At 39.3% G+C, this 25,638-nt stretch carries 25 protein-coding genes and 1 tRNA gene; 8 read left to right on the top strand and 18 right to left on the bottom strand.

Annotation, left to right across the window (positions count from 1 at the left end; all coding sequences use genetic code 11):
- Positions 1-7: 7 nt before the first annotated feature.
- The 7 genes from I5349_RS00390 to I5349_RS00360 form a co-directional block, all read right to left on the bottom strand.
- Complete coding sequence (locus I5349_RS00390; RefSeq protein ID WP_226388739.1) at positions 8-1,315, bottom strand: alpha/beta fold hydrolase; 1,308 nt, start codon at positions 1,313-1,315, stop codon at positions 8-10.
- Complete coding sequence (locus tag I5349_RS00385; protein ID WP_226388738.1) at positions 1,315-1,686, bottom strand: hypothetical protein; 372 nt, start codon at positions 1,684-1,686, stop codon at positions 1,315-1,317. The genes I5349_RS00390 and I5349_RS00385 overlap by 1 nt, the downstream gene beginning before the upstream one ends.
- 41 nt (positions 1,687-1,727) lie before the next feature.
- Positions 1,728-2,513 carry a hypothetical protein gene (locus I5349_RS00380; protein ID WP_226388737.1) on the bottom strand — a complete coding sequence of 262 codons (786 nt, stop codon included), beginning with the start codon at positions 2,511-2,513 and terminating at the stop codon, positions 1,728-1,730.
- Positions 2,514-2,845: 332 nt separating this feature from the next.
- Entirely contained in the window at positions 2,846-4,012 is a 1,167-nt protein-coding gene (locus I5349_RS00375) for a DUF4221 domain-containing protein (RefSeq protein ID WP_226388736.1), read from the bottom strand.
- A 7-nt stretch (positions 4,013-4,019) separates the two neighbouring features.
- Positions 4,020-5,201, bottom strand: a complete 1,182-nt coding sequence (locus I5349_RS00370) for a DUF4221 family protein (RefSeq protein ID WP_226388735.1) — start codon at positions 5,199-5,201, stop codon at positions 4,020-4,022.
- 343 nt (positions 5,202-5,544) lie between these two features.
- Positions 5,545-5,617, bottom strand: a tRNA-Lys gene (locus I5349_RS00365).
- Between the two features lie 165 nt (positions 5,618-5,782).
- A complete protein-coding gene (locus I5349_RS00360; protein ID WP_226388734.1) occupies positions 5,783-7,894 on the bottom strand; it encodes a TIM-barrel domain-containing protein in 2,112 nt (703 codons plus the stop codon).
- 208 nt (positions 7,895-8,102) lie between these two features.
- Here I5349_RS00360 and I5349_RS00355 point away from each other — a divergent pair, with 208 nt between their 5' ends.
- A complete protein-coding gene (locus tag I5349_RS00355; protein WP_226388733.1) occupies positions 8,103-8,384 on the top strand; it encodes a GNAT family N-acetyltransferase in 282 nt (93 codons plus the stop codon).
- Here I5349_RS00355 and I5349_RS00350 read toward each other — a convergent pair.
- On the bottom strand, positions 8,381-8,863 hold the full coding sequence (locus tag I5349_RS00350; RefSeq protein ID WP_226388732.1) for a deoxycytidylate deaminase: 483 nt from the start codon (positions 8,861-8,863) through the stop codon (positions 8,381-8,383). The genes I5349_RS00355 and I5349_RS00350 overlap by 4 nt on opposite strands.
- Positions 8,864-8,951: 88 nt before the next feature.
- Between I5349_RS00350 and I5349_RS00345 the strand changes: the two genes are divergently transcribed.
- On the top strand, positions 8,952-9,491 hold the full coding sequence (locus tag I5349_RS00345) for a DUF2911 domain-containing protein (protein ID WP_226388731.1): 540 nt from the start codon (positions 8,952-8,954) through the stop codon (positions 9,489-9,491).
- Positions 9,492-9,541: 50 nt separating this feature from the next.
- Here the strand turns inward: I5349_RS00345 and I5349_RS00340 are convergent, their stop codons facing one another.
- Together I5349_RS00340 and I5349_RS00335 are read right to left on the bottom strand one after the other, a co-directional pair.
- On the bottom strand, positions 9,542-11,092 hold the full coding sequence (locus I5349_RS00340) for an aldehyde dehydrogenase family protein (protein ID WP_226388730.1): 1,551 nt from the start codon (positions 11,090-11,092) through the stop codon (positions 9,542-9,544).
- Between the two features lie 203 nt (positions 11,093-11,295).
- Positions 11,296-11,787: an outer membrane beta-barrel protein gene (locus tag I5349_RS00335; protein WP_226388729.1), complete on the bottom strand. Its 492-nt coding sequence runs from the start codon at positions 11,785-11,787 to the stop codon at positions 11,296-11,298.
- Positions 11,788-11,984: 197 nt separating this feature from the next.
- Between I5349_RS00335 and I5349_RS00330 the strand changes: the two genes are divergently transcribed.
- The gene (locus I5349_RS00330) at positions 11,985-12,290 is read left to right on the top strand and encodes a hypothetical protein (protein WP_226388728.1); all 306 of its coding nucleotides are present in this window, start codon (positions 11,985-11,987) and stop codon (positions 12,288-12,290) included.
- Between the two features lie 97 nt (positions 12,291-12,387).
- Here the strand turns inward: I5349_RS00330 and I5349_RS00325 are convergent, their stop codons facing one another.
- From I5349_RS00325 to I5349_RS00305, 5 genes are all read right to left on the bottom strand, one after another.
- The gene (locus tag I5349_RS00325; RefSeq protein WP_226388727.1) at positions 12,388-12,957 is read right to left on the bottom strand and encodes a hypothetical protein; all 570 of its coding nucleotides are present in this window, start codon (positions 12,955-12,957) and stop codon (positions 12,388-12,390) included.
- A gap of 18 nt (positions 12,958-12,975) precedes the next feature.
- Complete coding sequence (locus I5349_RS00320; RefSeq protein WP_226388726.1) at positions 12,976-14,328, bottom strand: OmpA family protein; 1,353 nt, start codon at positions 14,326-14,328, stop codon at positions 12,976-12,978.
- A 201-nt stretch (positions 14,329-14,529) separates the two neighbouring features.
- Positions 14,530-15,102, bottom strand: coding sequence for a hypothetical protein (locus tag I5349_RS00315; RefSeq protein WP_226388725.1), 573 nt, complete (start codon positions 15,100-15,102; stop codon positions 14,530-14,532).
- Positions 15,103-15,118: 16 nt separating this feature from the next.
- Complete coding sequence (locus I5349_RS00310) at positions 15,119-15,706, bottom strand: hypothetical protein (RefSeq protein WP_226388724.1); 588 nt, start codon at positions 15,704-15,706, stop codon at positions 15,119-15,121.
- Positions 15,707-15,712: 6 nt separating this feature from the next.
- Positions 15,713-16,201, bottom strand: coding sequence for an outer membrane beta-barrel protein (locus I5349_RS00305; RefSeq protein WP_226388723.1), 489 nt, complete (start codon positions 16,199-16,201; stop codon positions 15,713-15,715).
- A 221-nt stretch (positions 16,202-16,422) separates the two neighbouring features.
- Here I5349_RS00305 and I5349_RS00300 point away from each other — a divergent pair, with 221 nt between their 5' ends.
- From I5349_RS00300 to I5349_RS00290, 3 genes are read left to right on the top strand one after another with little or no spacing between them, the layout of a single operon-like run.
- Positions 16,423-16,986 carry an RNA polymerase sigma factor gene (locus tag I5349_RS00300; protein WP_226388722.1) on the top strand — a complete coding sequence of 188 codons (564 nt, stop codon included), beginning with the start codon at positions 16,423-16,425 and terminating at the stop codon, positions 16,984-16,986.
- Positions 16,976-17,710, top strand: a complete 735-nt coding sequence (locus I5349_RS00295) for a hypothetical protein (RefSeq protein WP_226388721.1) — start codon at positions 16,976-16,978, stop codon at positions 17,708-17,710. The genes I5349_RS00300 and I5349_RS00295 overlap by 11 nt, the downstream gene beginning before the upstream one ends.
- A 9-nt stretch (positions 17,711-17,719) precedes the next feature.
- Positions 17,720-20,680: a CHAT domain-containing protein gene (locus I5349_RS00290; RefSeq protein WP_226388720.1), complete on the top strand. Its 2,961-nt coding sequence runs from the start codon at positions 17,720-17,722 to the stop codon at positions 20,678-20,680.
- A 979-nt stretch (positions 20,681-21,659) separates the two neighbouring features.
- Here I5349_RS00290 and I5349_RS00285 read toward each other — a convergent pair.
- Together I5349_RS00285 and I5349_RS00280 are read right to left on the bottom strand one after the other, a co-directional pair.
- Positions 21,660-21,869, bottom strand: coding sequence for a hypothetical protein (locus I5349_RS00285; RefSeq protein ID WP_226388719.1), 210 nt, complete (start codon positions 21,867-21,869; stop codon positions 21,660-21,662).
- Between the two features lie 137 nt (positions 21,870-22,006).
- Positions 22,007-23,188 carry an RHS repeat domain-containing protein gene (locus I5349_RS00280; protein ID WP_226388718.1) on the bottom strand — a complete coding sequence of 394 codons (1,182 nt, stop codon included), beginning with the start codon at positions 23,186-23,188 and terminating at the stop codon, positions 22,007-22,009.
- A 17-nt stretch (positions 23,189-23,205) separates the two neighbouring features.
- Between I5349_RS00280 and I5349_RS00275 the strand changes: the two genes are divergently transcribed.
- Together I5349_RS00275 and I5349_RS00270 are read left to right on the top strand one after the other, a co-directional pair.
- Complete coding sequence (locus tag I5349_RS00275; protein WP_369075569.1) at positions 23,206-23,490, top strand: MauE/DoxX family redox-associated membrane protein; 285 nt, start codon at positions 23,206-23,208, stop codon at positions 23,488-23,490.
- A gap of 80 nt (positions 23,491-23,570) precedes the next feature.
- Positions 23,571-23,852: a DUF6520 family protein gene (locus I5349_RS00270; protein ID WP_226388716.1), complete on the top strand. Its 282-nt coding sequence runs from the start codon at positions 23,571-23,573 to the stop codon at positions 23,850-23,852.
- 106 nt (positions 23,853-23,958) lie between these two features.
- Here the strand turns inward: I5349_RS00270 and I5349_RS00265 are convergent, their stop codons facing one another.
- Positions 23,959-25,605, bottom strand: coding sequence for a serine hydrolase domain-containing protein (locus I5349_RS00265; protein ID WP_226388715.1), 1,647 nt, complete (start codon positions 25,603-25,605; stop codon positions 23,959-23,961).
- Positions 25,606-25,638 lie beyond the last annotated feature (33 nt).

Below are 25,638 nucleotides of genomic sequence, written 5' to 3'. Positions count from 1 at the left end.
AACTAGCCTATTTTGATGCCTTCAAGCTTTTGATCCAGTTTGCCACATCATCAATGAGGACTTTTTCCACATTTCCAGCAGTTTTGTACGCCTCATTTCCAATCTTCCCATCACTTTTCATCAGCAAGTGATTCATCTCTGGATAGGATTTGAAAGTCGCCTTTGGTAGGGCCTTTTTCCAAAGATCAAAGTCCTTCATCGTCACTTGATAGTCATCCTCTCCCTGTAAAACTAGGATGGGCTTTTTGAGCTTTTTCGCGGTGGCTACTTGGTCATATTCATTAAGAAAAAGCCAATAAGCTTGTGGCATACCCAGCGGTAACTGATCTGTAGGGATATAAATAGTAGGCTTCAGTTTTTTGACATTATTCACCTCAGTTTTGATATTGGTCATGATATCTTCTCGCTCAGCCAAACCATCCGTAAGAAGGTCATATTGATCTATAAGGACATCTTCCAAAGGTCGCGCATTACCTGCTGCGATGATAATGCCCTTGACACCTGCATATTGACCGATGCGGGGAGCTGTCATCCCTCCTAGACTATGCCCCAGTACAAAGATCTGTTGGGGATCTATCTCTACTTGTGCTGCAGCTAGCTTCACTGCAGAGATTGCATCTTCTGTGACTTCCTGATCTAGCGTCATTGTAGTGTCTTTTGCAAGCTGAGCTCCATAGGTCTTGGTACGCTTCTCATAGCGGATAGTCGCGATGCCTTGTTGCGCTAGTCCAGCGGCTAAGTCTGCAAACACCCTATTTGGACCTATTGTCTCATCCATGTCATTGGGGCCTGAACCATGCACTAAGATCACCACGGGGACATTTGTCAAGCCTTTAGGCAAAGTCAATAAACCAGGAAGTTTATAATCTCCAGTGGTCACCATAATCTTCCTCTCCGTATAGTTTTCTGACAAGTCGTAGTCTGCTTGTTTGAAGGCTACTTTAGCCATTTGTTGTGTAGGTCTGAAAAAGAAGCCAATGATTTGTCCTGCTTCATCATAATTGAGGATGAAGTTGAGCGTAGCATTTTTAAAGCGCAATATTTGAGAGTAACTGACCCCTACTGCAACTTTCTGCTCAGACTCCCCAGTCACTTCGATGAAGTCTCCCATTTGCTTTTGTAGAGCCCCCCAAATACTGCTTAACTGAGCCTCTGTGACACTGGCACGCATCTGCTCTGAGAGCAGTGGGATGATGGTCGTTGTCTTCCCTTCTTGCATCTCAACTAGGATGCGATTAGAAGTTTCTTTGACTTGGGCAGAAGCGTGAAAGACGCAGCAGCTCACACATAAAAATAATATTAGGTAAGTTCTCATCAGGCATTTACTGTTTCAGATCGGATCGCTAATTCTTTGATATACTGCTTAGTATGCGAAGTTAGCATAAACTGATAACAATATACCGAAACGATCAGCACCAAAATCGTGATGATGAGACTTTTTGCCCGATCAAAGAAAAATAAAGTGGTGATCTGAATAAATATCAGGATAAAAGCAATGTCAATCAGCAGATTGGACCCGTAGAGCTTAGCATTGGCTGCTATGAGGTAGCTCATCTCTGGCGACCAGTCTTCGGGAAAATCCTGCACATAAGCAGCCACAGGTAGATAAATTTTCATCCACAAGGCAGCGAGCAGCAAAAAAGGCCCCAGCAGTATATGCGCATATAAGAGTCTCCTGTTTTTCAAACGATCCTTTTTCTATCAAACCCGATGAGCTAAAGGAAAGTTTAGTCAAGAGCCGCCATCTCGACAGGCTCTTCCTCTCCTGGCACCTCTACTAAGTCCTCAAAAAGGGCATAAAAAACACACATCGTGAGCGGTAGGGTGTACAGCAAACCTATCAATAAAAATAAGGCGCCAGCCAGATTGAGTAGTGCTAAAACCAATAAAAAAAGCAGGAATTTCCAGAAAACACTGTGCACTAGTCGCTGACTCCATACAATGGCATCCCATGGCGCTAATCCTCCAAAGATCAAAAAGAACTGCGCAAATGATACAATAATCGACAAGTAAATAAACGGTATGAAGCACAGACTCATGTACGCCATGACAGTTTTGATCTGGTCTGTAAAGACCAAATAGGTAGCTGAAGCTGGGTCTACAAACTCCCGCAATTCTTGGAAATAACCAAAGCCCACCAGACCCAGTAAAATAAAGCAAACGACCATCAACACCATGAAAATCGCCAATATGATCAGGTACTGCAATAAAATAGGCCCATAAAACTTAATGATTTTAAAGGCTTCTTGGAAAGTAGCTTCTTCTTTCCTAGAGATGGCATTGATGCCTAAGTAGATCCCCGCACTGATCGGGTAGATGACCAAAATAGACCACAGAAAACTAAAACTACCCAAGACAATCGATCCAATTAGACTCAGCACGAGCGTCATCAAATAATAGGCTAAGACGAATACGGGTTGACTGTGAAAAAGCCCTGCTCCTTTGCTGAAAATCTCTCTGATACTAAATGAAGTGCCTTGTCTGATCTTTTGATCTAGTTTGATTAAATCCATGAGTCAATATAGCAATGTGTTTGTCTGAAAAGTGTGTAACAAATAAAGCAGGATTTCTCAAAAATCCATCATCCAATTAGAAAAAGGGTAAAATACCCAGTATTGGGTATTTGATTCAGTGGCTCAGTAGTCGAAATTGCAGTGTTTAGTTTTTGGTTTTTGATTGTTGTAAAGGTATGATCGGCAGGCAGATCCTGTGTCAAGCCGGGGTTGAGTTGATTCGTTTGGACTGTTTTTCAACGTGCCTGCCGACTTATTTTTATGGAAAGGGAAATAAACCCAAAGGGAAAAGACAGCTGAGAGGCTGTCTTTTTTTATATTTACTACATTTATTAATACAAATATATTTTTTTAAAATTAATCTCATTCTCATTTGATGGTAAACTATTGAAATACTGAATAAACAAAGTATCTTGTTTAACTAAAATGAAATTCTCATTCTTCTTTACTAAATATTTAATATTATTATCATTTTTAAAGACAAAACTATTTAAGAAATTCCCCTGAAAATCAAATGATTGAATTTCAAAATCTGGTAATTGACCACCCTCTTCTCCTTTTACAAATAGTCTAAGATATCCCTTACTATGGGGAAACAAAGAGCTATATCTATTTAATTTATCATGTTTTTCATAAAACATTACTTTCTGATCCTCAGGTAAATCGTTATATCTAAAATTATTAAACAAACTATTATATTGATCAGAAATATCAAATAATGATTTATTAAAAGTCTTAGTGAATTTTCTCAAAGTATCAATATCATTAATATCATAATAGTAAATATCATGTTGTGCTGGAAAAGAAAATAAGATTTTTCTTCTTAAAGTATCTATTAAAAAATTACTATAAATATAATCAAGCTCTAAAATATTATCGATATTAAACGGGTACTTTAAAATATTTGAAATGGTTTTATTTTTTATATTAAAAACAGAAAATATACTCTCACTTTTACTTATATGAGTAGACATGAAATAAATATTATTATTTAAATATTTTAAGTCCATACTATTTGATAAAGTATTATAAGCATATAACCCCCTATACTCATCTTCATCTGAAATAACTTCACCAAAATACCATTTATCAATTATTTTACCTCTATTATTTATAAGAGTATATGACTTTGACTGATCTGCTAAAAGTATTGAATCCTTATTTAAATATAAAAAATAAATCGGATTAAAAATAGTATTTATATCATCATTTCTTATTATTGGAATTTTATTTATAATATAACCCGAATTCCAATCAAACACGTTGATACTATTTTTTAATCTATCAAAAGACAATAAATAATATTGCTCATTCTCTAGTATCAATTGAGTATTTAATAATTCAAATGAAGAAATACTATCTAAATGAAATATTTTATCTTCAATAGATATGATATAATTACTATCATACGTATTATTTTTTTCTTTACATGAAATAAAAGTACCTAATACAATAAGCACAAAAAATACTTTTACATATATAAAATATTTAAGCTTCATTATTAATCTAATTTAAGTACTTATATTTATGAAATACCATCTCATCATCTGAAGTAAGATTTCCTGTGGACTGAGAAATGTATATATATCCTTCAGAGAACACATAAAAGCCTCCTGAGGAATTCATCTCACAATTACAGGTCACATTCCCATTTTGATCTTGAAAACTCAATGTATATTGAACTTCAGGCCATGTATTTGGAATATAATTCTCCTCAGCTATTTTTCTTTTACCTATTCTCAGGTAATAGTCATTGACATTGTCAACATACAATTCTTCATAGAGATCGTTTAGCAAATAAAACTTATTCGAATCATAGCTAGAGGAGTTATTTCTCTCATTAGGTGCTAAGGGCTTCACTGCATTTAATACATCTAACACTTGCCCAAAAGGCTTCCATTGATAATTCGACATGTCAAGTTGATGTAAGAGAGGGGAGGCAGGAAAACTTGCCATCACTTCACCTTTGAGACCCTGAAATAATTGGTAATTATGAGCACTAATGCCAAAAATAGTGCTTGTATAAGGTTCTGGTAAGCTAGACTCGATGAATTTAGCACTTCGCTCCTCAAGATCGAGTAATGCTAAATATTTCCCTTTACCATCATAGCTATCAAATGAAACACTGTCCATCAAAGGTCTAGCAAAACTAATATAGGCATCATTATGCTTAACTATGGATGATACTGCACTGATGCTTATGTTGACACTAGGATCAGAACTTCTTAACCTACCTTTAAATGACCCTTCCCCATCCAGTAAAGTCGCTAAAGCATTTTGCCCATCAAAAAGCAGCAGTTCGTCCTTTGAAAGCACATTAAAACTAGAATATGGAAAATTAGCGAAATAGATTTTGTCCTTACCATTAAAGTCTAAGTTGATGGTCTTATAATTTTCTCCCGTTTCAACATTGTAATAGTTAATCTGCTTCGCATTCAAATCAAAAACAGCTAATGTAGGCACATCAAAGCCTTTCTCAGGTCCCACAAAATCCCAGTATCTTGAACTGGCAGCCGATAATTCAGCAGTTTTGATTCTGTGTTCTCCTTCAAAAGCTAAGAAATCAGTATCACAAGTCTGGATGATAGAGTTATCATCAAATTCAATACTAATAGATTTCGTATTTTCAGCACCATCACTGCATGAGAATAATAGGACGGCTAAACAAAGGGAGTAGATCGTTTTCATAGTATATTTTAATTTTCAAATAAAAGGCATTTTTAGTTTAGCAAGCATTTCATTTCCAATTGCCTTTTGATTAACACTACAGTGTCGCTTTGAAATTAATAAATGATCTTATTGCTCCATCATATTTGATTTAATACTTTCTTGATTAAACGATATATTTTTCCATAAAATACATCAAGAAACAAATAAAGACTGTTTAATGTAAGCTCTGAATACTAACATACACTTGAGCAATTTGGCAAATGAAACCCGATCTCCCAAACGAACTTACATACGTATGGGCTCTAGCCAAAAAATAGCCCCAAAAACAAAAAAGACTGCAATGGCTTGCAGTCTTTTGAAGTGATCCCGCTGGGATTCGAACCCAGGACCCATACATTAAAAGTGTATTGCTCTACCAGCTGAGCTACGGAATCTTGTCCCTTTTGGGAGTGCAAATATAGCAAGGCTATGCTTTGATCCCAAAAGCTAAGGCAAATTTTCTATAAATATCCTCACTTCACTCAATCGGATTTAGAATGAAATCAATGATATTCAATTGCTTACCTGATTTTATTTGGAAATCTAACCGCACTCACCTATCAATCTAAATACTTCCATTTGACAGCCTTAGGAGCGATAGGCAGCCTTTGACCATTATCCAATACAATGACCCTAAATTCAGGCTTTTGTTTTAAGGCACCACCCAATTTCTTCACCGTGGCAGTATAGTTACCTGGCCCTGTCTGTACCACTTGGATTTCATAATGAACATAAGCACCCGACTTGAAGTCAAAGCTCTTGCCATCGTCTATATACAGCCTGCCTGTCGCCTTGCCAGCAGCGTCTAGGTTGACCACTAGGTCTAGCATATCTGTCTGATAGTCCTCCGTACTTTGGATCACAGGACCCATCGGAATGACGGCCCCTTCTCTGACCTTCAGCGTAGGCTGGTATTGATCTGGCACTTCATTAAAGGGAAGTACTTCCCATGCGCCCTTTGGCAGCTGTGGCGACTCCGCCCAAGCTGGGATGATAGCCAAGTCATCTCCCCAAAGGAAAGCCTCTTGCTCCGCTCTCAGCTTGAGGTCTTTAGGATCAGCCAAAAACATCGGCCGCATCACAGGCAGTCCTGTAGTCGCTGCTTCTTGGAAGAGGGTATAGAGAAAAGGCATCAATTGGTAACGCTTATTGATCGCCTTGCGAGAAGCATCTTCTACTTCCTTTCCAAATACCCATGGTTCTTGGAATGGCGCATCTATCGCAGAGTGATTTCTGCTAAATGGATAAAAAGCCCCCACGGTCATCCAATGACCCAAAAGCTCTTCAGTAGCTTCACCAGAAAATCCTCCAATATCAGGCCCATTAAAAGGCTGTCCTGAAAGTCCTAGCGTGATGGACATCGGGATAGACATTTTCAAGTGATCCCAAGTAGAAGCATTGTCTCCAGTCCAAGTAGCTGCATAGCGATGCCCACCGATGAAGTTGGCTCTAGAAAGGATAAAAGGTCTAATATTAGGTCTATTTTTGAGGATACCTTCTCTGCTGCTGCGCACCATGAGTAGGCCATAGACATTGTGGTAACGTAGGTGAATATCTTGTGGCAACACTCCTCCACCTCTATGGATGTTGTCAATGGGCATGGACATATCGGGTCCATCAAAAACCGCAGGTTCATTCATATCATTCCACACCCCATCGATGCCCGTAGCGAGGAAGTCATCATAAAGACCTGCCCACCAGCGCTGCGTCTCTGGTCTGGTAAAATCAGGAAAAACACAATCTCCAGGCCATACTTCCCCGACAAATGGCACTCCTTGAGCCGTTTGTACCCAGTGATTCCCAGCAGTACCCGAGTCATAGACAGCGTATCCCGGGTCTTTTTTCACCCCTGGATCGATCATATAGACACTCTTGATGTCTTTAGATTTCAGGTATTGATTGAGTGCTTTGGGATCTTTGAAGCCTTCTTTGTCAAAAGTAAATACCCTGAAACCATCCATATAGTCGATATCCATCCAGATCACATCGATTGGGATCTGCTTGGTACGGAAAGTATCTGCGATCTCCTGCACCCTAGTATCAGGAAAATATGAGTAGCGGCTTTGCTGATAGCCTAAAGCCCACAGTGGTGGCATCTCTATCGTACCAGTGAGTTCACCCAAAGCCTTGAGCACCTCCTTAGGAGAGTCACGCTCTATCACGATCACCCTAAAAGCAGGCCCATCAGAGATAAACTTGATGGATGAAGTCAAGTCAATTTGCTGACGGTAAGTATTATCTGCCAAGACACCAAAGGCCGTCCCATCTGCTCGCACTCCCATCACCCAAGGGTGCGATTGATAAAGTTTCTTCCCATTATCCTTACCATAAGCATAATTATCCTTGTTCCAAAGTGTGATGGTTTCGCCATTTCTCACAAGATCGCCCGTCACCTCACCAGTGCCATATAAATCTGTTTCAGCTTCAATCATGATCTCTGCGATGGTCGTGGAATCCCCTTGGCTAAAAATAGGGCTGAGCACCTTAGGAAACTGTGCCAATCTCTTCGTAGCAGTGGGCTCCTCCAGCAAAGCCAAGGAAGGCAAGTGACGTACAGAGTCAAAGTTCGCAGGATAATACATCGTGACTTTGTCTCCTATCTGATAGGCTTCTTGTGCCATTAGTGACCAACTCACGCAAGTCAAAAGCGCGATTAGAGAGAATCTTTTCATAGGTATTTTGGATTAAAGGTGCGCTAGTCACCCTTTGTTATTTACTCAAAAAAAGCTAATCCAAGCGGCTTTTCACAGCTTTAGAAGGGATAAAAAAGAGATTATTTTATGGAAATCGATTGAAATACCTCTTAGAGGCGATATTTATGGAATGATGGTGCAAATGTGAGATAGGCTTGTTAAATTGAAGTGCAACAAAAGCAAAACCATGGAAATACTACATGAATCTACCGATAGCAAAGGCACTTTTTACATCGAAAAGTCAGGCAAAAGACTCGCGGAAATGACTTACAGCAAAGCAGGAGCTGACAAAATCATCATAGATCATACAGAAGTCTCCGAAGAACTAAAAGGACAAGGAGCTGGTAAAAAACTAGTGGTAGCAGCGGTAGAAAAGGCGCGTAAAGAAGGTTTTAAAATTCTCCCACTATGCCCTTTTGCGAAAGCCACCATACAGAAGGATGCAAGTTTACAAGATGTTTTAGCTTAGATCAAGGCATCGTCTATAGCAAGCTCCTTGCGGTACTGCTCTACCTCCACCCCAAACTTTTGGAGAAAATCTACGCCCTCGTCAGAAGGTAAACCTTTGTAGGCTGCGTATGATTTGAGGTACACGACCTTTTTGATTCCCATGCTAAAAATGATACGAGCACAAGAGAGACAAGGAGCAAGCGTAACATAGAGTGTAGAACCCTCCACGGAAGTGTTGTTTTTCACAGCATAGAGGATCGCATTTTGCTCAGCATGGATAGCCAGCGAACAACTTCCTTTGCTGTCTTTGGCGCAGCCCTCATGAGGAAACTCCTCGTCACAGTTGTGCGTGCCAGCTGGAGGACCATTGTAGCCAATAGAGATAATTCTTGTCTCTTTGGTGAGCACGGCACCTACATGTTTTTTGATGCAGTGAGAGCGCTTAGCTAGGCTAGCGGCCAGTTCCATGAAGATATCGTCAAATGCAGGTCTGTTCATAATCAATCAGCTACGTAGTGTCCATTTAGTACACTGAAACATTTTCTTGCAATTTGAGTAATAATGTGAAACAATAAAACCTTAAGACATGAAAAAGACATTGACACTTTTATTTTCAATCTGCCTAATGGTCTTCGCGGCCAGCATGAGCCAAGCGCAAGAGTTGAAGCCAAAGCCAAGTCCACTCGATCTTGCCAAGATCAAAAGTGGCGATACTTACATCAAAGTGGTCTATAGCCGTCCACAGAAAAAAGGCCGTGAGGTCTTCGGTGGTGCCCTTGCACCCTATGGCAAGGTATGGAGAACAGGCGCTAACGATGCTACTGAGATCACGCTCACGAAAGATGTAAACTTTGGTGGTAAGGACTTGAAGGCAGGTACTTATACACTTTTTACCATTCCAAACGCTGATTCTTGGACGATCATCCTCAATAATGACCTAGGTGTCTGGGGCGCATTTAGCTATGATGAGAAAAAAGATGCCCTCCGAGTGACGGCTACGCCTATGAAGACCGAAAAAGAAATCGAAGCTTTTACCATTACACTAGCAGCTGATGGCGACAAGAAAGCCAATTTGACAATGATGTGGGACAATACACAAGTAACCGTTCCTATCACTTTCAAATAAAACACAAGACATAAAAAAGGACTCTCACGAGTCCTTTTTCTTTACTTTACCTAATCTCTCTTAGGCAACAAGGTATATTCAGGAAAATTACCATAAAGCTGTTCCCCAGGTTCTCCTACGGTCACTGCCTGTACGAGGTACTTCCCTCCCACGAAGCAACCCTTCCAAGACTCTCCGATTCCACCAAAAGACTCTTCCTTGTCTCCTCTAGAGCGAACCTTATTGATCCCCACCTTATAGCCTCTCAACTGTCCCGCGATTACTTTAGCCTCATGCAGGTCATCACAGGCGATGCTAGACACCAAGCATCCATTGGAGATATTCATCTCAGCGATCAATTCCTCTACAGAATCTACCAAGACGATGCTATCCAGTGGCCCAAATGGTTCATTATGATACAATTTAGCATTGGTTGGCACATTGAGTAAGGCACTTGGAGGATAGTAAGCCGAGATATCCTGATGCGCTAAAAAATTTTCCGGATTGATTTTACCCCTATACAGAGAGACTGCCCCTTTGCCGATAGCATCATGGTACATCTCATCTACTTCCTCTGCTTTTTTGCTATTGATCAACGGACCAAAATCTACCTGAGGTGGTTCCGTATCCCCTTCGTTGACTAGAAGTGGGTGACCATAAGTGAGTGACTTGAGCATGGACAAATAAGCCTCTAAGAAATCAGGGAAGAGAGATCGCTGAATCACCAACCGTACATAAGCTGTACAACGCTGCTTGCCATATTTGAACCCTGACTTAAGCTGCTTCATCAGTACGTCCCAATCCGAATAGTTCCAGATGCCATACGCATTGACCCCTTCCATCTCTAGCATATAACGCTTGTTCTTGTCATACAGACTCGCCACGATATTACGTCCATTACTCTTGCCACCCACATAAGCCAGACAGTCTATGTGATCATTTTTGACCAAAGCCTCACTGAGCGCACCACCTGATCCACTGACAAGCGTGAGCGGCAGCCCATTTCTCTTGGCCAAAGCAAAACTCACCGTCAAAGAAAAAAGTCCCCCATCTGAGGGCGTCTTAGCTACTGCAGCATTGCCACAGAGCACTTGAATGAGACAAGCATGTACCAAGACAGAAAGCGGATAATTCCACGAAGCGATATTGGATACCACCCCTATCGGCTTCCTATCTCCGAGCATCTCCTCAATATGATCGATATACCACTGCACACCATCTACACAGCGATCCACACTGTCCAGACACTGATCATACGGCTTACCGATCTCCCAGACCAGTAGATACGCGATGAGCTCCTTTTGTGCTTTGATATCTTGCAGCGTTTGAGCCACTTTGGCCTTCCTTGTAGGTAGATCCACTTGAGACCATGCAATAGATTCCTCATGGCTATACTTCACCGCCAGCTTACACGTATCCAGATTGATATTAGGGTAAACACCCAGTAGCGTCCCATCGATACTAGAGCTAAAAGGTTTGTGATTGCCCGACTCCTGCCATTGACCTTGGATCAGATTAAGTGGATGACCTTCCGAATCAAATGCCTCTGGTATGAGGCTGACCATTTGCGCGTAGAGATTTTCCCATTTCGCCTTTTCGAGAATTACTTTTTGTTTTGTCATGAGTGTGTTTTTTCGAAGCTCCATTCAGCAGAAACCCTCTCTAAGATAGAGATATTTCGCTAACCCCCTGTATGACAAAATAGTTTAGCAACCACTAACTCGATCGTAAAAATAACTTGAGGAAAAAACAAAAGGTCAGCACCGCTAAGTACTGACCTCATTGAAACTCGTTTATTGACTTGTTTGCCTTAATGCAAATGGGATTAATTCAGATTAAACTTCACTCCAGCTTGGATGACCAACTGATCAAAGTCTCCAATGATGTATTTAATCTCTCCAAAAGGCAAGAAGTTTTTACCAATATTGAAATTAGAGCCTACACCCAAGTTGAGGCCTAGCTCACCCTCAGCAGCAGATCCAGAAAACCCAAACCCATCAAACGAAGTAGAAATTCTAGAGTAATTTAAACCTCCTAAACCATAAAACTCAATGCTTTCATTAGTCACGAAATAATAATTGATATTACCATTCAGCTCCCAAAAGTCCGTAGTGGAAAACTCCGTGTCTTCAGCAAAGTAATAAGCAAAGTTTGCAGCTACACCGATATTTTCAGTGATTTTATAATCACCAATCACACCAATACCAAGCGCTTCAATCTGCGTTCCGTAACCAATAGTACCACCAAGCCTAACTTGCGCTTGCGCAGCAAAGGTGCCTAAAAAGGCAATACATAGAATAAGTAAGAATTTTTTCATAAAGATAATTTGTTTGTGCTCCATGGAGCTTGTTTAAAAATTGATTTATAAATACATGATGGAATACCATCATCAAACGAGTTCCCTGCGTGAAGATAGTGAAAAACTAAACCATTCCACCCTACCCACAGGACTTGGATTAAAATTTATAATCCGCCATATTATACTTAAATAGACAAATACCGACCAGAAGGAAGATGAAATTCACCAACAGAGAAAAAGACCAAGCCATCCTACAGTTTAGAAAAGAGTGGGAAAAATTCAGCCCGCCCAAAGAAATAGACGAGCGCATATTCGAACTCTACTGTGAAGACATCAGCGGAAATGAGATCATCGCGACAATCGCACAGGAGTTCGACACCAAAGACTGCTATGCCAATAGGTGCCTCTACTACGCCACCCACATGAAAACAGAAAGAAAAGAAAACCTCGCTAGACACATGTACCTAGACTGCACATCTTGTACAGAATCCTGCATTCCTGAGAGGTTTAGAGAAAGTTAATGTATGAGAAAACTTAAATTCTTAATCTTAATTTAAAAACAAAACCCCCTCAAGGTATCATACCTCAAGGGGTTAGGTAAAATCACTAAGCTTAAAGTCAATTTCTACCAGGTACTAAGATTAGCCTGCCACTAATGGAGACTGTTTCATTTCCTGAAACGGATCTAAACATCCCTTGGAAAGTGCCTGAAAATTGATAGGTAGGATAGCTCTTATTCGTTATTTGATCAGTGAGCATAATGGTTTCTCTCTCTGCCACTGTAAAACTGCCTGATTGTGACTCAAACACATAAACTTGCCCATCTGTATCCTCGCAGGTCAATCTGATGAAACTAAACTTATCATCATCATTTGGAAACTCTACATTCAAAGGACGAGCACTTGCTCCATCCCATTCTATTCTAAAATAAGTAGCAGCATTGCGCGCTTCAAAGAAAGTGATGTTTGACTGGGTAACCTGCTGATTTTCATCTGTTATAGATCCAGTAGAGTTCGTCTCTCTTGCTACCTCTATCACTCTGAAGGTTTTCCCTGAAAGCGCCCCTCCTTGAACAGTAAACTCATAAAAAGATAGTTCATCATCGGGTTGACTAGCTTCATCTTCTTTGCATGACACAGCTCCTATTGCAAATAATAAGAGCATAGCATAAATCATTGACTTTTTCATGTTTGATTGATTATTGGTTTATTTTAAAATGAATTCGACTCTTCTGTTATTAGCCTTTCCTGCTGCAGAATTATTGTCTGCTAGCGGTTCAGCCTCTCCTTTCCCATCCACCTCCATGGGATTTTGAGTATTGAAAGTTTCTTTAAGTGCCGCCATTACCGCTAAAGCTCTTTCTTTAGATAGCTTCATATTTAGTTGATCAGAGCCATCACTATCAGTATGTCCTATGATTTGTACTTTTCTAGTTGGTTCTTGCGCAAGTGCCGCAGCGATTTCTTTGAGGATACCATAGGATTCTGGTTGGATTTCAGCAGACCCTGATCTAAAGGTGATGGCACTAGTAGTAAAAGTGCCGGCATCTAAGAGCTTACTTCTTGGATCTGGCTTACCTACCGCCAAGCGGATATTTGATAGGTAGTAGTTATCCTGCTCAGTATAATTATTGACAAAAAATCTAGCAGAAGTTAGTTTCACCTCTTTCTCGAAAGCATTTGTCAAATCAAGGACTTTCTCTTCATTGACAAATACTTGCACTCTGCGACCCATTCGAGCTATCGATATGTGCAATGGCTCAGTAACTAAGTCTTTGTTGATGTATTTATTCGCCTTAAAATCAGTACTAAAATTGAGAGACCTATTGGCAGAGACAGCTTTTCTACCAGTAATATATGGGCCACCATTCGCGCTAGCTGCATTAAATAAAAGACCAAAATAGTTAGCAGATAATTTCTGAAGATTGAAATAATCTCCTCCACCATTCCAATCCAACTTAGACTCTGGATTGGCTATATCCGTAAAGACAAGCATGAGTGATCTACTGAAACTATACTGATCAAATTCAAACTCATACATCAAGTCAAATTCCAGCGTGAAATTTTCCGGGAAGTTATCTAAATAGGTAGGGACAAAATTTCCACTCGTCTTATTAAACCAAACCCAATTCCCCTCTAAGCCTTCAAAGCTGACAATCTCAGCCGAGCCAGTAGAAATCCATGCTGCTGGCAAATCCCCAAGCTGGTCTTGTGAAAAATCATCATAAACAATGATTTCCTCACCTTGAATAAATGAGAACTTCGCATACCGATCAAGACTATTTTTTTGACTAGGCGACTCTTCGGATTGAGTAGGTGAAGATGGCTGCTCTACTTTACTGCCTTTTTTGGCTACTTTTTTATCTTTCTTTTTGAAAGCTCCTTTTACCCCATTGATCAAGCCGTCTGCTGCGGCATTGATTGATTGATCTACTGTTTTTTCTGCTTTTCGAGTCGTGCTTTCTTTAGCAGTAGATTTTACTCTTTTTTTCATTTGAGCCTCTGAATTGACAACCGAAAAGAGGCCAATGATAAGTCCCAAAATGATCCACTTCTTCATATTAAGGTGTATTTAGTTGATGTAAGTATTTGATACACCTCTTAGTATTTGAGATCACGCAAAAAGTAAACATCATCAACAAAAAAATAAAAAACTCTATCAGCAAAGCCAATAGAGTTTCTGAGTAAAGTAAATGGATAATTAAATCATTTAACTTACCCTCAAACAAAACCAAATTATGAGAAAATATATTTGAATTACTTAGTTTGAAGAGGTTGATACTTCATCAAAAGGATAGAAGTTAACAATTCCATCCACCTGAACGATTTGATCTAAATCATTCATAAAGGTACCTGCAAACTCTATTTCGTATGCAGCATTGTTCCTAGTCAAACCATCATCCGTGGTTTCCAAGCCCCTTATGGTAAAGGATACATTTCGACTAATGAAGGTATCCTTTGGAGCGCCACTTATATAGATTACCAAAATTTTAGGGTAATCTGTATTGGAGAGATTCTGATAAGAAAATACCCCGTTGAAGTCACCCTCGCTACTTATAGATTCTGCCAGTATATTTAAGCCAAAGTAAATGCGATCAAGGTTATCATTGGATCCGATATTTGAGATTATCCTATCTCCTTCTGGGGTTTTGGAAAAATAAGTAAACACCTCAATCGCTTCACCCTTAAAGGATACTCCTGCATATTCTCCACTATTAAAGTTGATTTCATATGTATTAGCCGTATTTCTTGGCACTACATCATCATCCTTACTACAAGCAATGCTAATCAGGATGATCAATAAAAAGCAATAAAAGTTTAGTCTATTCATCATAAATGAATTATCAGAATTAGTTTAAATTTTGAACAACTCTAATAGTTCCTCTTATCTGTACTTGCTCATCTTCGTTCAACCCGTCTTCAAATGTGCCATTAAACTCGATATCCATTGATGAGGTCCCTATCTCATTACCCTGAGAGGTACTGATTCTATTGAAACTATAGTTTCTTACTTGATAGTCTGCATCTACACTATAATAACTTGTAACACCTACACCGGTATCTAAAGTAAGAAACAGAAACGCTGATTCTTGCTGATCATCAGCACTAGTATCAGTATCCTCAGTAAATGTCCCCGTGAATGAACTACCAGGATTAGCTGGGAACGTCATACCTATCAGTACCATTGACTCTGTTGTCAGATCTTGGATAGTAGCACTAACTCCTGATAGCCCTACTTCTTGACTAATGACCGTCAAACTAATATATTGCTCGGGATCAGCTGTACCTGTGAAAGTCCTACCATTTAGCGGACCACCAGACACAGTGACGGAATAAGTAGCTTGACTAAGTTGAGGCTCATCTGCCTCATCTTCTTTACAACTAACTAATACACAAAGAACTAGTAAAAGAAAGCTTGTTATTGATATACGCTTCATAATAGATTATAAATTAAATTTGACACCAACTTGAATGACCAACTGGTCAAACTCACTTACCACATATTTCATTTCTGCGAATGGCAGAAAATTCTTACCAATATTAAAATTGGACCCTATACCCAGATTTAGACCAATCTCTCCTACTGCAGCAGATCCATCAAAGCCAAAGCCTTCAAAGGTGACAGCAGAGCGACTATAGTTGAGCCCCCCAATACCATACACCTCCAGTGATTCCGTAGACGTGAAGTAATAGTTCACATTACCGTTAAACTCCCAAAAAGAGGTTTTAGCAAACTCCGAATTCTCAGTAAAATAATAAGCGAAATTAGCTGCTACAGCAATGTTCTCATTGATGATATAGTCGCCCGTCACTCCTATACCGAGTGCTTCTACTTGAGTGCCATACCCGACTGTACCACCAACTCTAACTTGTGCTTCTGCTGCATAAGAGCCTATAAATGCTAGGCATACTATGAGTAATATTTTTTTCATGATATGTTTTGATTATGGTCTTTTGACCGGTTTAAGATTATTTTCAGCTTAGTATGAGCAGAAGCAAAAAAGTAAACGCCAACAGAAAAGTTTTCTTGAAAAAATGATTTTTGATAAAAAAAAATTGACTTAAATCAATTAATGACAGTTCTTTATATTAATTTCGATCTTTTAGGTATTACCTGTGTTTACTTTTACGACCTTAAATAGACTAATTGGAAATGGATAATTTTTTACTGGAGAGATTGCAGTCTGGAGATAAAAAGGCTCTCGCGGAAGTCTACAGCATGCACCGATCTTCATTTATTCAGTTTGCACTTAAGTACCACCAAGATGAAGCATTGATATATGATATTTATCAAGATGCCGTCATTGCACTCTATGAAAAGGCACTGATGGGTAAGCTTCAATTAGAAACCTGCCACCTAAAAACTTACTTATTCAGCATTGGTAAATTCATGCTGTTTACAAAACTTAAAAAAAACTCAAAGATGGAGTTTTTGGAAGACGATCAACAGGTATTGGATCAATATGAGGAAGAAAGCCTTACCAGCTTTTTCTATGAGCCAGATCCTCAAGTGAAGATACTGGAAAATAACATAGCCAAGCTAGGTAGTAAATGCCAAGAGTTATTGAGGCTTTTCTATTATGAAGAAAAAAAGATACATGAGATAAAAGAAATCATGGGTTACAATCACAATGACGTAGTGAAGAGCCAAAAATCACGCTGTATGAAAAGCTTAAAAGATGCTATGAACTCAAAATCTTTTGAAGATGCTGAATAAAGATGAATTAATAGAAAAGTACCTAGAAGGAACCCTTAATACGGAGGAAAATATGCTTTTTCATCAATTGATGAAAGAAGACTCGGACTTTAAAGAGGAAGTGACCTTCCAACTAAAGACACGCCAAGCCTTTAAAAATATTGAAAGGGCATCTTTGAAAGAGATGCTCAGTCAACTTGATGAGTCAACTCACTCGATCGCTAAGCCTAAAAAGGAGCCAATCTATCAAATCACTTATTATGTAGCTGCAGGACTCATTGCACTGCTAGGCCTAAGTTTTGTTTTTAAATGGTTTACAGATAATCAACCAAAAGACGTATTAGCCTATTATGAACCCTATCCGAATGTGATCACTCCTACCACTAGAAATGCTACGGAAGATAGCCTGAATTTGGCCAGAGAAGCATTGATCGCTTATGAAAATGAATCCTATGAAAAAGCGGACTCATTATTTAACCAGGTCAAATACTTGCAGTTAAGCTATACCGCATTCTACAAAGGCATCATAAAAATAGAGCTTCAATCGTATGATAGTGCCTCCTTTTACTTTGCAGAATATCTAGAATCTGGCGACAGCGTGCTATACCAACAAAGTCTATGGTACAAATTCATTTCAGAATATGCTGCCAAAGACACTTCAAATGCGAAGGCTACACTAGAACTACTCTCAAAATACCCCTACAAGCAAGAAGAGGTACGTGTACTCCTTAATCAGATAAAATGATCCAATCACATGTTCTATAGACTTTTCGCATACACCATTATTTACTGTTTATTAAGCACATCAGCTTTAGCACAGCGTATATCATATCAAGATAGCCTCAAAGTCATCGAGCTAACACAAAAAGGAGATGCCTTTCTACAAAGCAATGAACTCGACTCTGCCATCCTAACTTTAGAAAAAGCCAATACCCTCATCAATGCGATCAAAGACGGCCCTGTAGAGATCGTACATGGAGTGAAAAACCGATTAGGCATAAGCTATGCTTACAGAGGACTAAACAAACGATCCATCGCTACCTTCAATGAACTAGCGGATTTTTATAGGGCTAGGAACGAAGAGCATAAATTTGACATACAGATTGCACAACTATACAGCAACATAGCCATCAATTATAACTTACTTTTTGACTATGCACAGTCACTAAGGTACTTTGATAGCAGTTTAGTCATTTTTCAAAAGCGCGACTTACAGCTAAGTGATCAAAGTCGCCTCCTTTATATCAATAAAGCATCCAATCACCTTGATCTATCGAACTACCAGTCTGCTATAGAAAATTTAGAAATAGCCAAATTGATTCGATTATCAAACCCAGAAAGTGACCCTACTGGATATGAAAAAATGAAAGAAAACCTTGTTTTGGCTGATGCACTGATCGAAATCAATCAAAACAAAGAAGAGATTTTGGAAGCAAGAAATTATCTAAAAGAGAATTTACGCATACTAGAGGCCATCAATCCAAACGACCAATATGTAGGCTCTACCTATTACAATTTGCAGAAAACATACAGATTACTCTCTGAATACGATAGTGCCATTTATTATGGTCAGAAAGCGGTCAATTTCCTTCAAGACCAATACGGCCCAACCTACCCAGGACTAATCAGTCGAATGGCATCCTTAGGTAAACTTTATGCACTCAAAGGAGAAGGATCCACTGCGCTTGATGTTTTAGACAAAGCGATAGCCATCCCCACTCCACAAGAAATAGATAAACTTCCCTACAAAGCCCAAGCTCATTTATCAAAAGCGCAAGTCTACCTCCAAAATAAATCATTAGATAAAGTAGAAAAAAGCATTGCTAGTGCCACTAAATTAATATTCCCAACTTTTGAAAATAGTGACAACATCTGGATGAATCCTTCAGTAGATTCTCTTTTTCAAAGCCCCATATTTAGTAACTATTTCATAGAAAAAGGGGCGCTTTTAAAAGGACTCTACGACCAAACAGAAGACATCAATTACCTAAAAGGAGCCTTGGATGCCTATATTTTAGGGATAAAGATCGGAATGCGCACAAGAAAAGGTCTCACCAGTCTCCGCTCAAAATCCCTCTATTCTTCCTATTTGGCAAACAACTTTGACCAAGCCATCGAATTGGCTTTTCTACTACAAGATCAGACCAAGAAGCTCGAAGACTTTTGGACCATGCTGTGGCTAAGTGATTTATCAAAAGCAGCCACTTTAAAGGATTTTGTCCAAGGCAAAGAAAACATAACGCTTGGCATCCCTAAGCACATTGCTTCCAAAGAAATTGACTTAAAGAGCAACCTACTCTATTACGAACAGGCTGTCTACAAAGAAAGCTTTGCCAAGACTGTCCGCTCCTCTGAACCAAATAGTGAAAATCGTCTTGGACTCATCAAAGCCAAATCAGCACTAGATGAATTCATCAGAGAGGTGAAAAGAGACTACCCTAATTATTACCAACTCGAATATGGATCAGAAGGGCTTTTCGCAGACGCAAAAACAACTGACTTCACAGCACTTCGCGCAGGCTTCAAATCCCAATTGGTCATAGACATACATGAAAATTCAGAGGCTTACTTGATTTCATTCTTTGACCAAAAGATACAAGGCGCTTATAAAGTACCAAAGAGCGAGCAGCTAGAAAAATCAATCAATGAACTATTACGCATCATCAGTACCAAAGCCTCAGGAGACTATCAAAAATACGCCTATACCATTTATGACAAGCTGCTTAGCCCATCATTGGCCAGTAGCAACCCAGACAAAATCGTCATTATACCAGCTGGCAAGCTAGCCTATCTGCCATTTGAGTTATTGATCAGTGAAGAAGCAGATAGTAAAGGGTTCAAAGATTTCAAGTACCTCATTAAAGATTACACCATAAGCTACCAGTACGCCATTTCACTATTGAAGCCAGGACAAAAAACTAAGAAATCCACCAAAAATGAAATGCTCGCACTCTCTCCTGACTTTGACATCATCAGAAGCAACTACCTATCAAGTAGCCAAGATCTAGTAAGAGGCAGTATAGACAAATTGAGTGTGTTACCTTTTGCAAAAAAAGAGCTAGAAAAGCTTTCTGAAGTTTACAAAGGAGATTTTCTTATAGGTCAAAATGCCTCAGAGGCTAGCTTCAAATCAAAAGCTCCAACAGCCAACATGATCCATTTGGCCACACACTCTTTCATCAATGAGTCAAATCCACTCAATTCTCAACTGATTCTCGGAAGTGATACCAATGAAGATGGCCTACTGCACACCTATGAGATATTTGGACTTTCACTACAGGCAGATCTAGTCACTTTATCGGCTTGCAACTCCGGCTTTGGCGAACTTCAAAGAGGAGAGGGAGTCATCAGCTTAGCCAGAGGATTCATGTATGCGGGTGCCGCCAATGTGCTGATGAGCCTATGGGCAGTTCCTGATAGATCTACCAGCATACTCATGGAGTCATTTTATACAAACATAAATGAAGGACTTTCATATGATGAAGCTATCAGAGCGGCTAAACTCTCCTACCTAGCATCCTCAGATGACAACACCGCACACCCCTACTACTGGGGAGCCTTTGTATTTGTGGGAGAAGACACCATGGAGCAAGGTCCCAATTACTGGCCATTCCTCATCATAGGAGCACTTATTTTAATTGGAATTACCATTTGGATAGCAAAGGCTACAAAACCAAAAAATCAATCTTCAAAACCAATCAATTATTTTACTTAATTCCCCACCTTATACATCAATTAAGACACGCCTCTAATATATAATCGTCCTTCGTTTGCAACGTCATTGCGAGGGCTTGCCCCGAAGCAATCCAGCCTTTAACACCAACCCGTAGAGACGCGATTCATCGCGTCTCCATTCATCGCGTCTCCTATAATATACAATCATCCTCCGTTTGCAACGTCTATCGTAGAGACGTCCATTGATGGCGTCTCTTTCCACATACAATCATCTCCCGTTTGCAACGAGGACGGGCGAGGTTGACGTTTTCATCGTCATTTGTAGAGACGACCTACAGGGCGTCTCCATTGATCATGTCTCATTTCATTTTAAAGACCCTACAGATTACAGTACAGACCGTTTCTTGATCCCATGCTAGTTTTGTCATGTTGACGATAGGAAAGTTTACCTCACGAAGGGAGGATCCTTGACTACTGTTGCTACTGTACCTATGCTATCCACTGGTCGTATTATATATCAGATGAAACGATAAAGGCCTGAAAGCCTGCCTGCAGTAGGCAGGGTCGAAATAAAATAGCATAGGGTGAAGCCCTATGTATAGGTGATTTCGTTACACACACTAGCCCTGTAAGGGTGTAACAACTACATGCCGTACCTGCCGAAATGCATCGGATGAAACGATTTGTTTTGTATCGCACCTGCCTAAGGCACGATGACCTGCCTCCCTCGGGGAGGGTCTCAGACTACCAAGGCTGCTGATCTAACACCATCAACTGGTCATATTCACCTCCTAGAGGGAGACCTGTCTCACGAAGGGAGGATATGCTTCAAACTAAAAGAATATAACCTTTTTAAAACACCATAGCCCACGGTTTAAACCGTGGGCTATGACATGAAATCAATTACTAAAATAGTTATGTAATTCTCTAGTAAAGATGATCATTCAAACCACTCTCCTCGTTCTATAACTTTAAGTAAATGACTAACCCTAAGACTTTTTTCATCTTCCATCTTATAACTAAATCAATTTTTTTGAAGAAGGTTCGTCTCCACTTTTTACTCTATGCATAGCGTCTTCCCAGTATTCCCACATAGCTGAGTCAACTGGACCACCATCATCCAAGAATTCCATTAAACTTAACAATTCGCCAATATCTTCTGATTTTGTAATTTTATACCAGTTTTCTAAAAACAAATACATTGCTGAATAACCCTCTTTTTGTGTCATTTTCTTTCTGGTTTAATTCTTAATCCTTGATCGTAAGTAAACTTCCGCGGTTCACTATTAATTCCTGCTGAAATAATTTCATTTTTTTTATTAACAGCAGAATATATTTGTGTCCCATCACTTCTTGTTTTTGCACATCATGTTACTTCGTATTGGTCAATACCCAATTTAAATCTTTTATTATTAGATAATTGTTCTATTGCTCTTCGATTATTTGGGGTATTTATAAATTTCCCTTCTTTTCTACTAAATATATGATTTTCTCGACCAGGACTGATAGAATTTCTAATTGAACGTGGTAATGATACAACTGTTAGGGATAGACTCCCCACAACTAATTCCGGGTCTGTCCATTGTCCTCCTACTTCCCACATAAGAAACCTACCCCAATCCTTCCAATCACCCGAAACCAGATAGTCAATCAAAGCATCTTTCGCCCTTTCAGAATGAAGCATATTAAGAGTACCTTCACTGACAAGCATTTGAAACTCAGACCTCCAATAGTCGTTCCATCCACCTGAATTTGAAACCCCTGTCTCTGAAGCAAATTCAGCATTCCTTTTAAAATCATTGACCCTATTCCACGGAACCACGAAAACATCATCTCTACCATCATCCGTATTGATTATGGTTCTTCCACTCGGATCAATGTATCGAGTAGCTAACCCCCTAAACTCATCTCCAGATTCTGGAGCAGCTCCTGTAGGGTCATTCCAAAAGATAGGGTTATTATATGCATAATGATATGGTGTCCAACTTAAAAACTGATCCGCTAAAGGGTCAACACTCAAAAACCTACCAATTTGCTGATCATAAAGTCTATATTCTGTTTCGTAAACACCAATAGCGTCATTAAACTCGACCCCTTGATACAGATACTTCTGTCCAGTCATCCCACTGGCATTGCTCTGATAGGTCTCTAATCCAAATGGATAGTAGCCCGTCTCTTGCAGCAGTGGCCCATGAGCCAGCTCCACCCGCATATCGTCAAAGAACACCTCGGACACCTGTCCGCTCTCATTGGATAAATATACAAAAACAAATCCAGATTTACTGATCGTCACATCAGCTGATAGTGTCTCATGTGTGCCCGTAGTCCCATCCGTCTGTCCTGCCGCACTCACTTGTCTAAAGCCCATGTCCACCAAGGTCATCTGCTCATCAAAGACCAAGTAGTTGAGATAGGCTCTAGGGATGCTCGTATCGCTATTTCCCGTAAAGATCGGCCCTGACATAAAGAGGTCTCCAAACAACTCATACAGGTCTGACTGCTCTGGCGCACGCTCTATCCCAAAGCTGTTCAAGAAGCCTGCTGCCACTTTTCATCAAGCCTTACTTGGCCATTGGTGTACCATTAGCCGAATTAGCTTGCATGGCTTTACTCCTTTTCAAAAGAACTATTTGGATGGGACTCCTAGCTTCCGGGACGCTCATGTTATCATTTACCATATATGTAACCTATGTGTATGGAGGTTCATTTGAATTCATCCCTTGCTCCTGTGCTGGCATCTTTAGAAATATCTCTTGGGAACTCCATCTATACATCAACATCACATTGACCATAATGACGGCTATAGCAGCCTATTTATATAAACATTCTCTAGCTAGGAATACAGGTTAAGGTATGCCCCTGTTTGAAGCGCCTACCACATGTTTAATCTAAAGTTTAAGGCTTTTTGATGTACAAAAGCCAACCTTAAAATGAAAAGTTTAAGATTAGTATTCGCAGCACTCGCCTTTGTGATAGGCGCAGGATTCGCTTTTGCAAATGCACCATCATCTGATGATGATGTAATCTTTGTAAAAGTATTTACGGGAACAGGTCAAAATGACTTTGTTTGGACACCAGAGGATGAGCTACCGAATGGATACTTATGTTCTCCTGCTGTAGAGATTTGCTCAGCAAGGTTCACTGGTAACGATCCTATTAATGGCTCTATGATCTTAGATTCTGATGTGGAAGGATTAGCCATAGTGCTTTAAGATTAGCCAAGCAGTTTGATTTGGAGTATCTTCTGCTTAGTGAAAGCAAGTTGCCCGTCCCTGACGGGCACTTGTGATTATATCTCATTCCTCAAATTCATGATTATTACTGATCTCTGTCCAGATTGCTCACCTTATCAAACAACACATTTTTTATTCTATCTCCATCCAATCGAAAAGTATTACCACTAATCTTTAAAAGATATCCGCCAACCTTTATCTCATTAGTTGTCAACAACAACCCTTTCTGAATAGAATCATTTCCAAGTCTAATATCATATTCTTGACCTCCTAAATAATTCAAACTGATAGTAACACCAAGTTCTTGATTTTTATAGACGCCATTCAATTGCTCAAAATTAAAACCTTTAATCGGCTGGATTTTCTTGAGGGTATAGGGGGCGTGATTGATATAATAAGCAGTAACCTCAAGTATACCTTCAGCATTTACTATAAACTCTTGTTTGAAATCAGGATCAAATTTTTGATGAAAGATGTTGGCTGATTCTCTTTTTAACTCAACATCATTTCTACCATCTCTTCTTAAAAATAATATCCCATCCTTTTCGAGAAATTGAAATAAAAAACCATCTGTAGTGCTATATAAACCTACAATCTGCTCTTGATCAACAAAAGCACCAATGACTTTAGGTTTTGTCAAAAAATACGCTTCATCTGACTCTAGGTTATAAGTAATATCAACCATTTGTCTAGTCTGCATTGAAGGAATAGATTTACCAGTATTTGTCATTGTTATATATGACCTATTGTCATTTGGAAATCGTAATATGGTGGCCTTCCATGCGCCTGTAGCTCCCTCATGAAATCTATAGGTTAATCCCTTATACTGTCCAAACTCGAGTCCATAGCCATAATTTGAAATGGAAGAGTTAGGAAGTGTTTGACTTAGATCAATCAATTCAGGTTTGATTTGAGACACTTTACCTTGAACTATCATTTCCCATTGTATCTGATCGCTGAGTGTAGAAAAGATATTACCATCTCCACAGGCATTCCAAATCCAATCATAGGTAGTCCATGTACCAAAATTAAAATATGACTTGGCAATTGGACCATTTAATGACTTGGCATCATCCACAAAAAAAGTATTGTTCATACCAAGTTGGTCAAACATTTGTCTAGTAAAATTTACGAAAGTCAATCCACTTACTTGTTCTATGATCAATGCAAGTAGTACATAGTTAGAATTACTGTAGAGATATTGCGTACCAGGTTTAAAGTTTAGTTCTCTTTGATCTTCAAGAAGTCTGAGAACATCACTATTCGTATAAGATAGCTTCCACCAAGTCTTTCTTTGTAGAGATAGAAGATCATAAAAATCCCTGATACCACTAGTGTGATGTAATAATTGATCAATAGTAATGTTTTGCTCTATGTCCTTAAATACATTAGGTAAATACAGCCTAATATCGTCAGTAAGAGATACTTTACCTTGATCTACTAATAGCAATACTGCCAATGCAGTAAATTGCTTTCCATTAGAAGCAATATTGAATAGAGTATACTCATTGATCAAGGTACTGTCAGATAAATTGGCATATCCTCCATATTGCTTATATACTACTTTCCCATTATCAATGATTGCTGTAGCTATCCCAGGTGACTTAGGTGGCACATCTTGAAGTGCTATTACGTCTAAAGAATCCTTATTGTAGACATGATTCTGTCCAGACACTCTTAGATGAGCTAAGAGCAAAAAGCAGTAAGAGATAACTATGATCGATTTTTTCATGGATATATTTTTTTCCTCAAGAATAACCCTTAT

The sequence above is a fragment of the Penaeicola halotolerans genome (assembly GCF_016464625.1).
In the GTDB taxonomy this organism is placed as follows: Bacteria; Bacteroidota; Bacteroidia; order Cytophagales; family Cyclobacteriaceae; genus Penaeicola; species Penaeicola halotolerans.
Note: the sequence above shows the minus strand (reverse complement) of the source record. Positions and strands in the feature narration are given on the sequence as shown.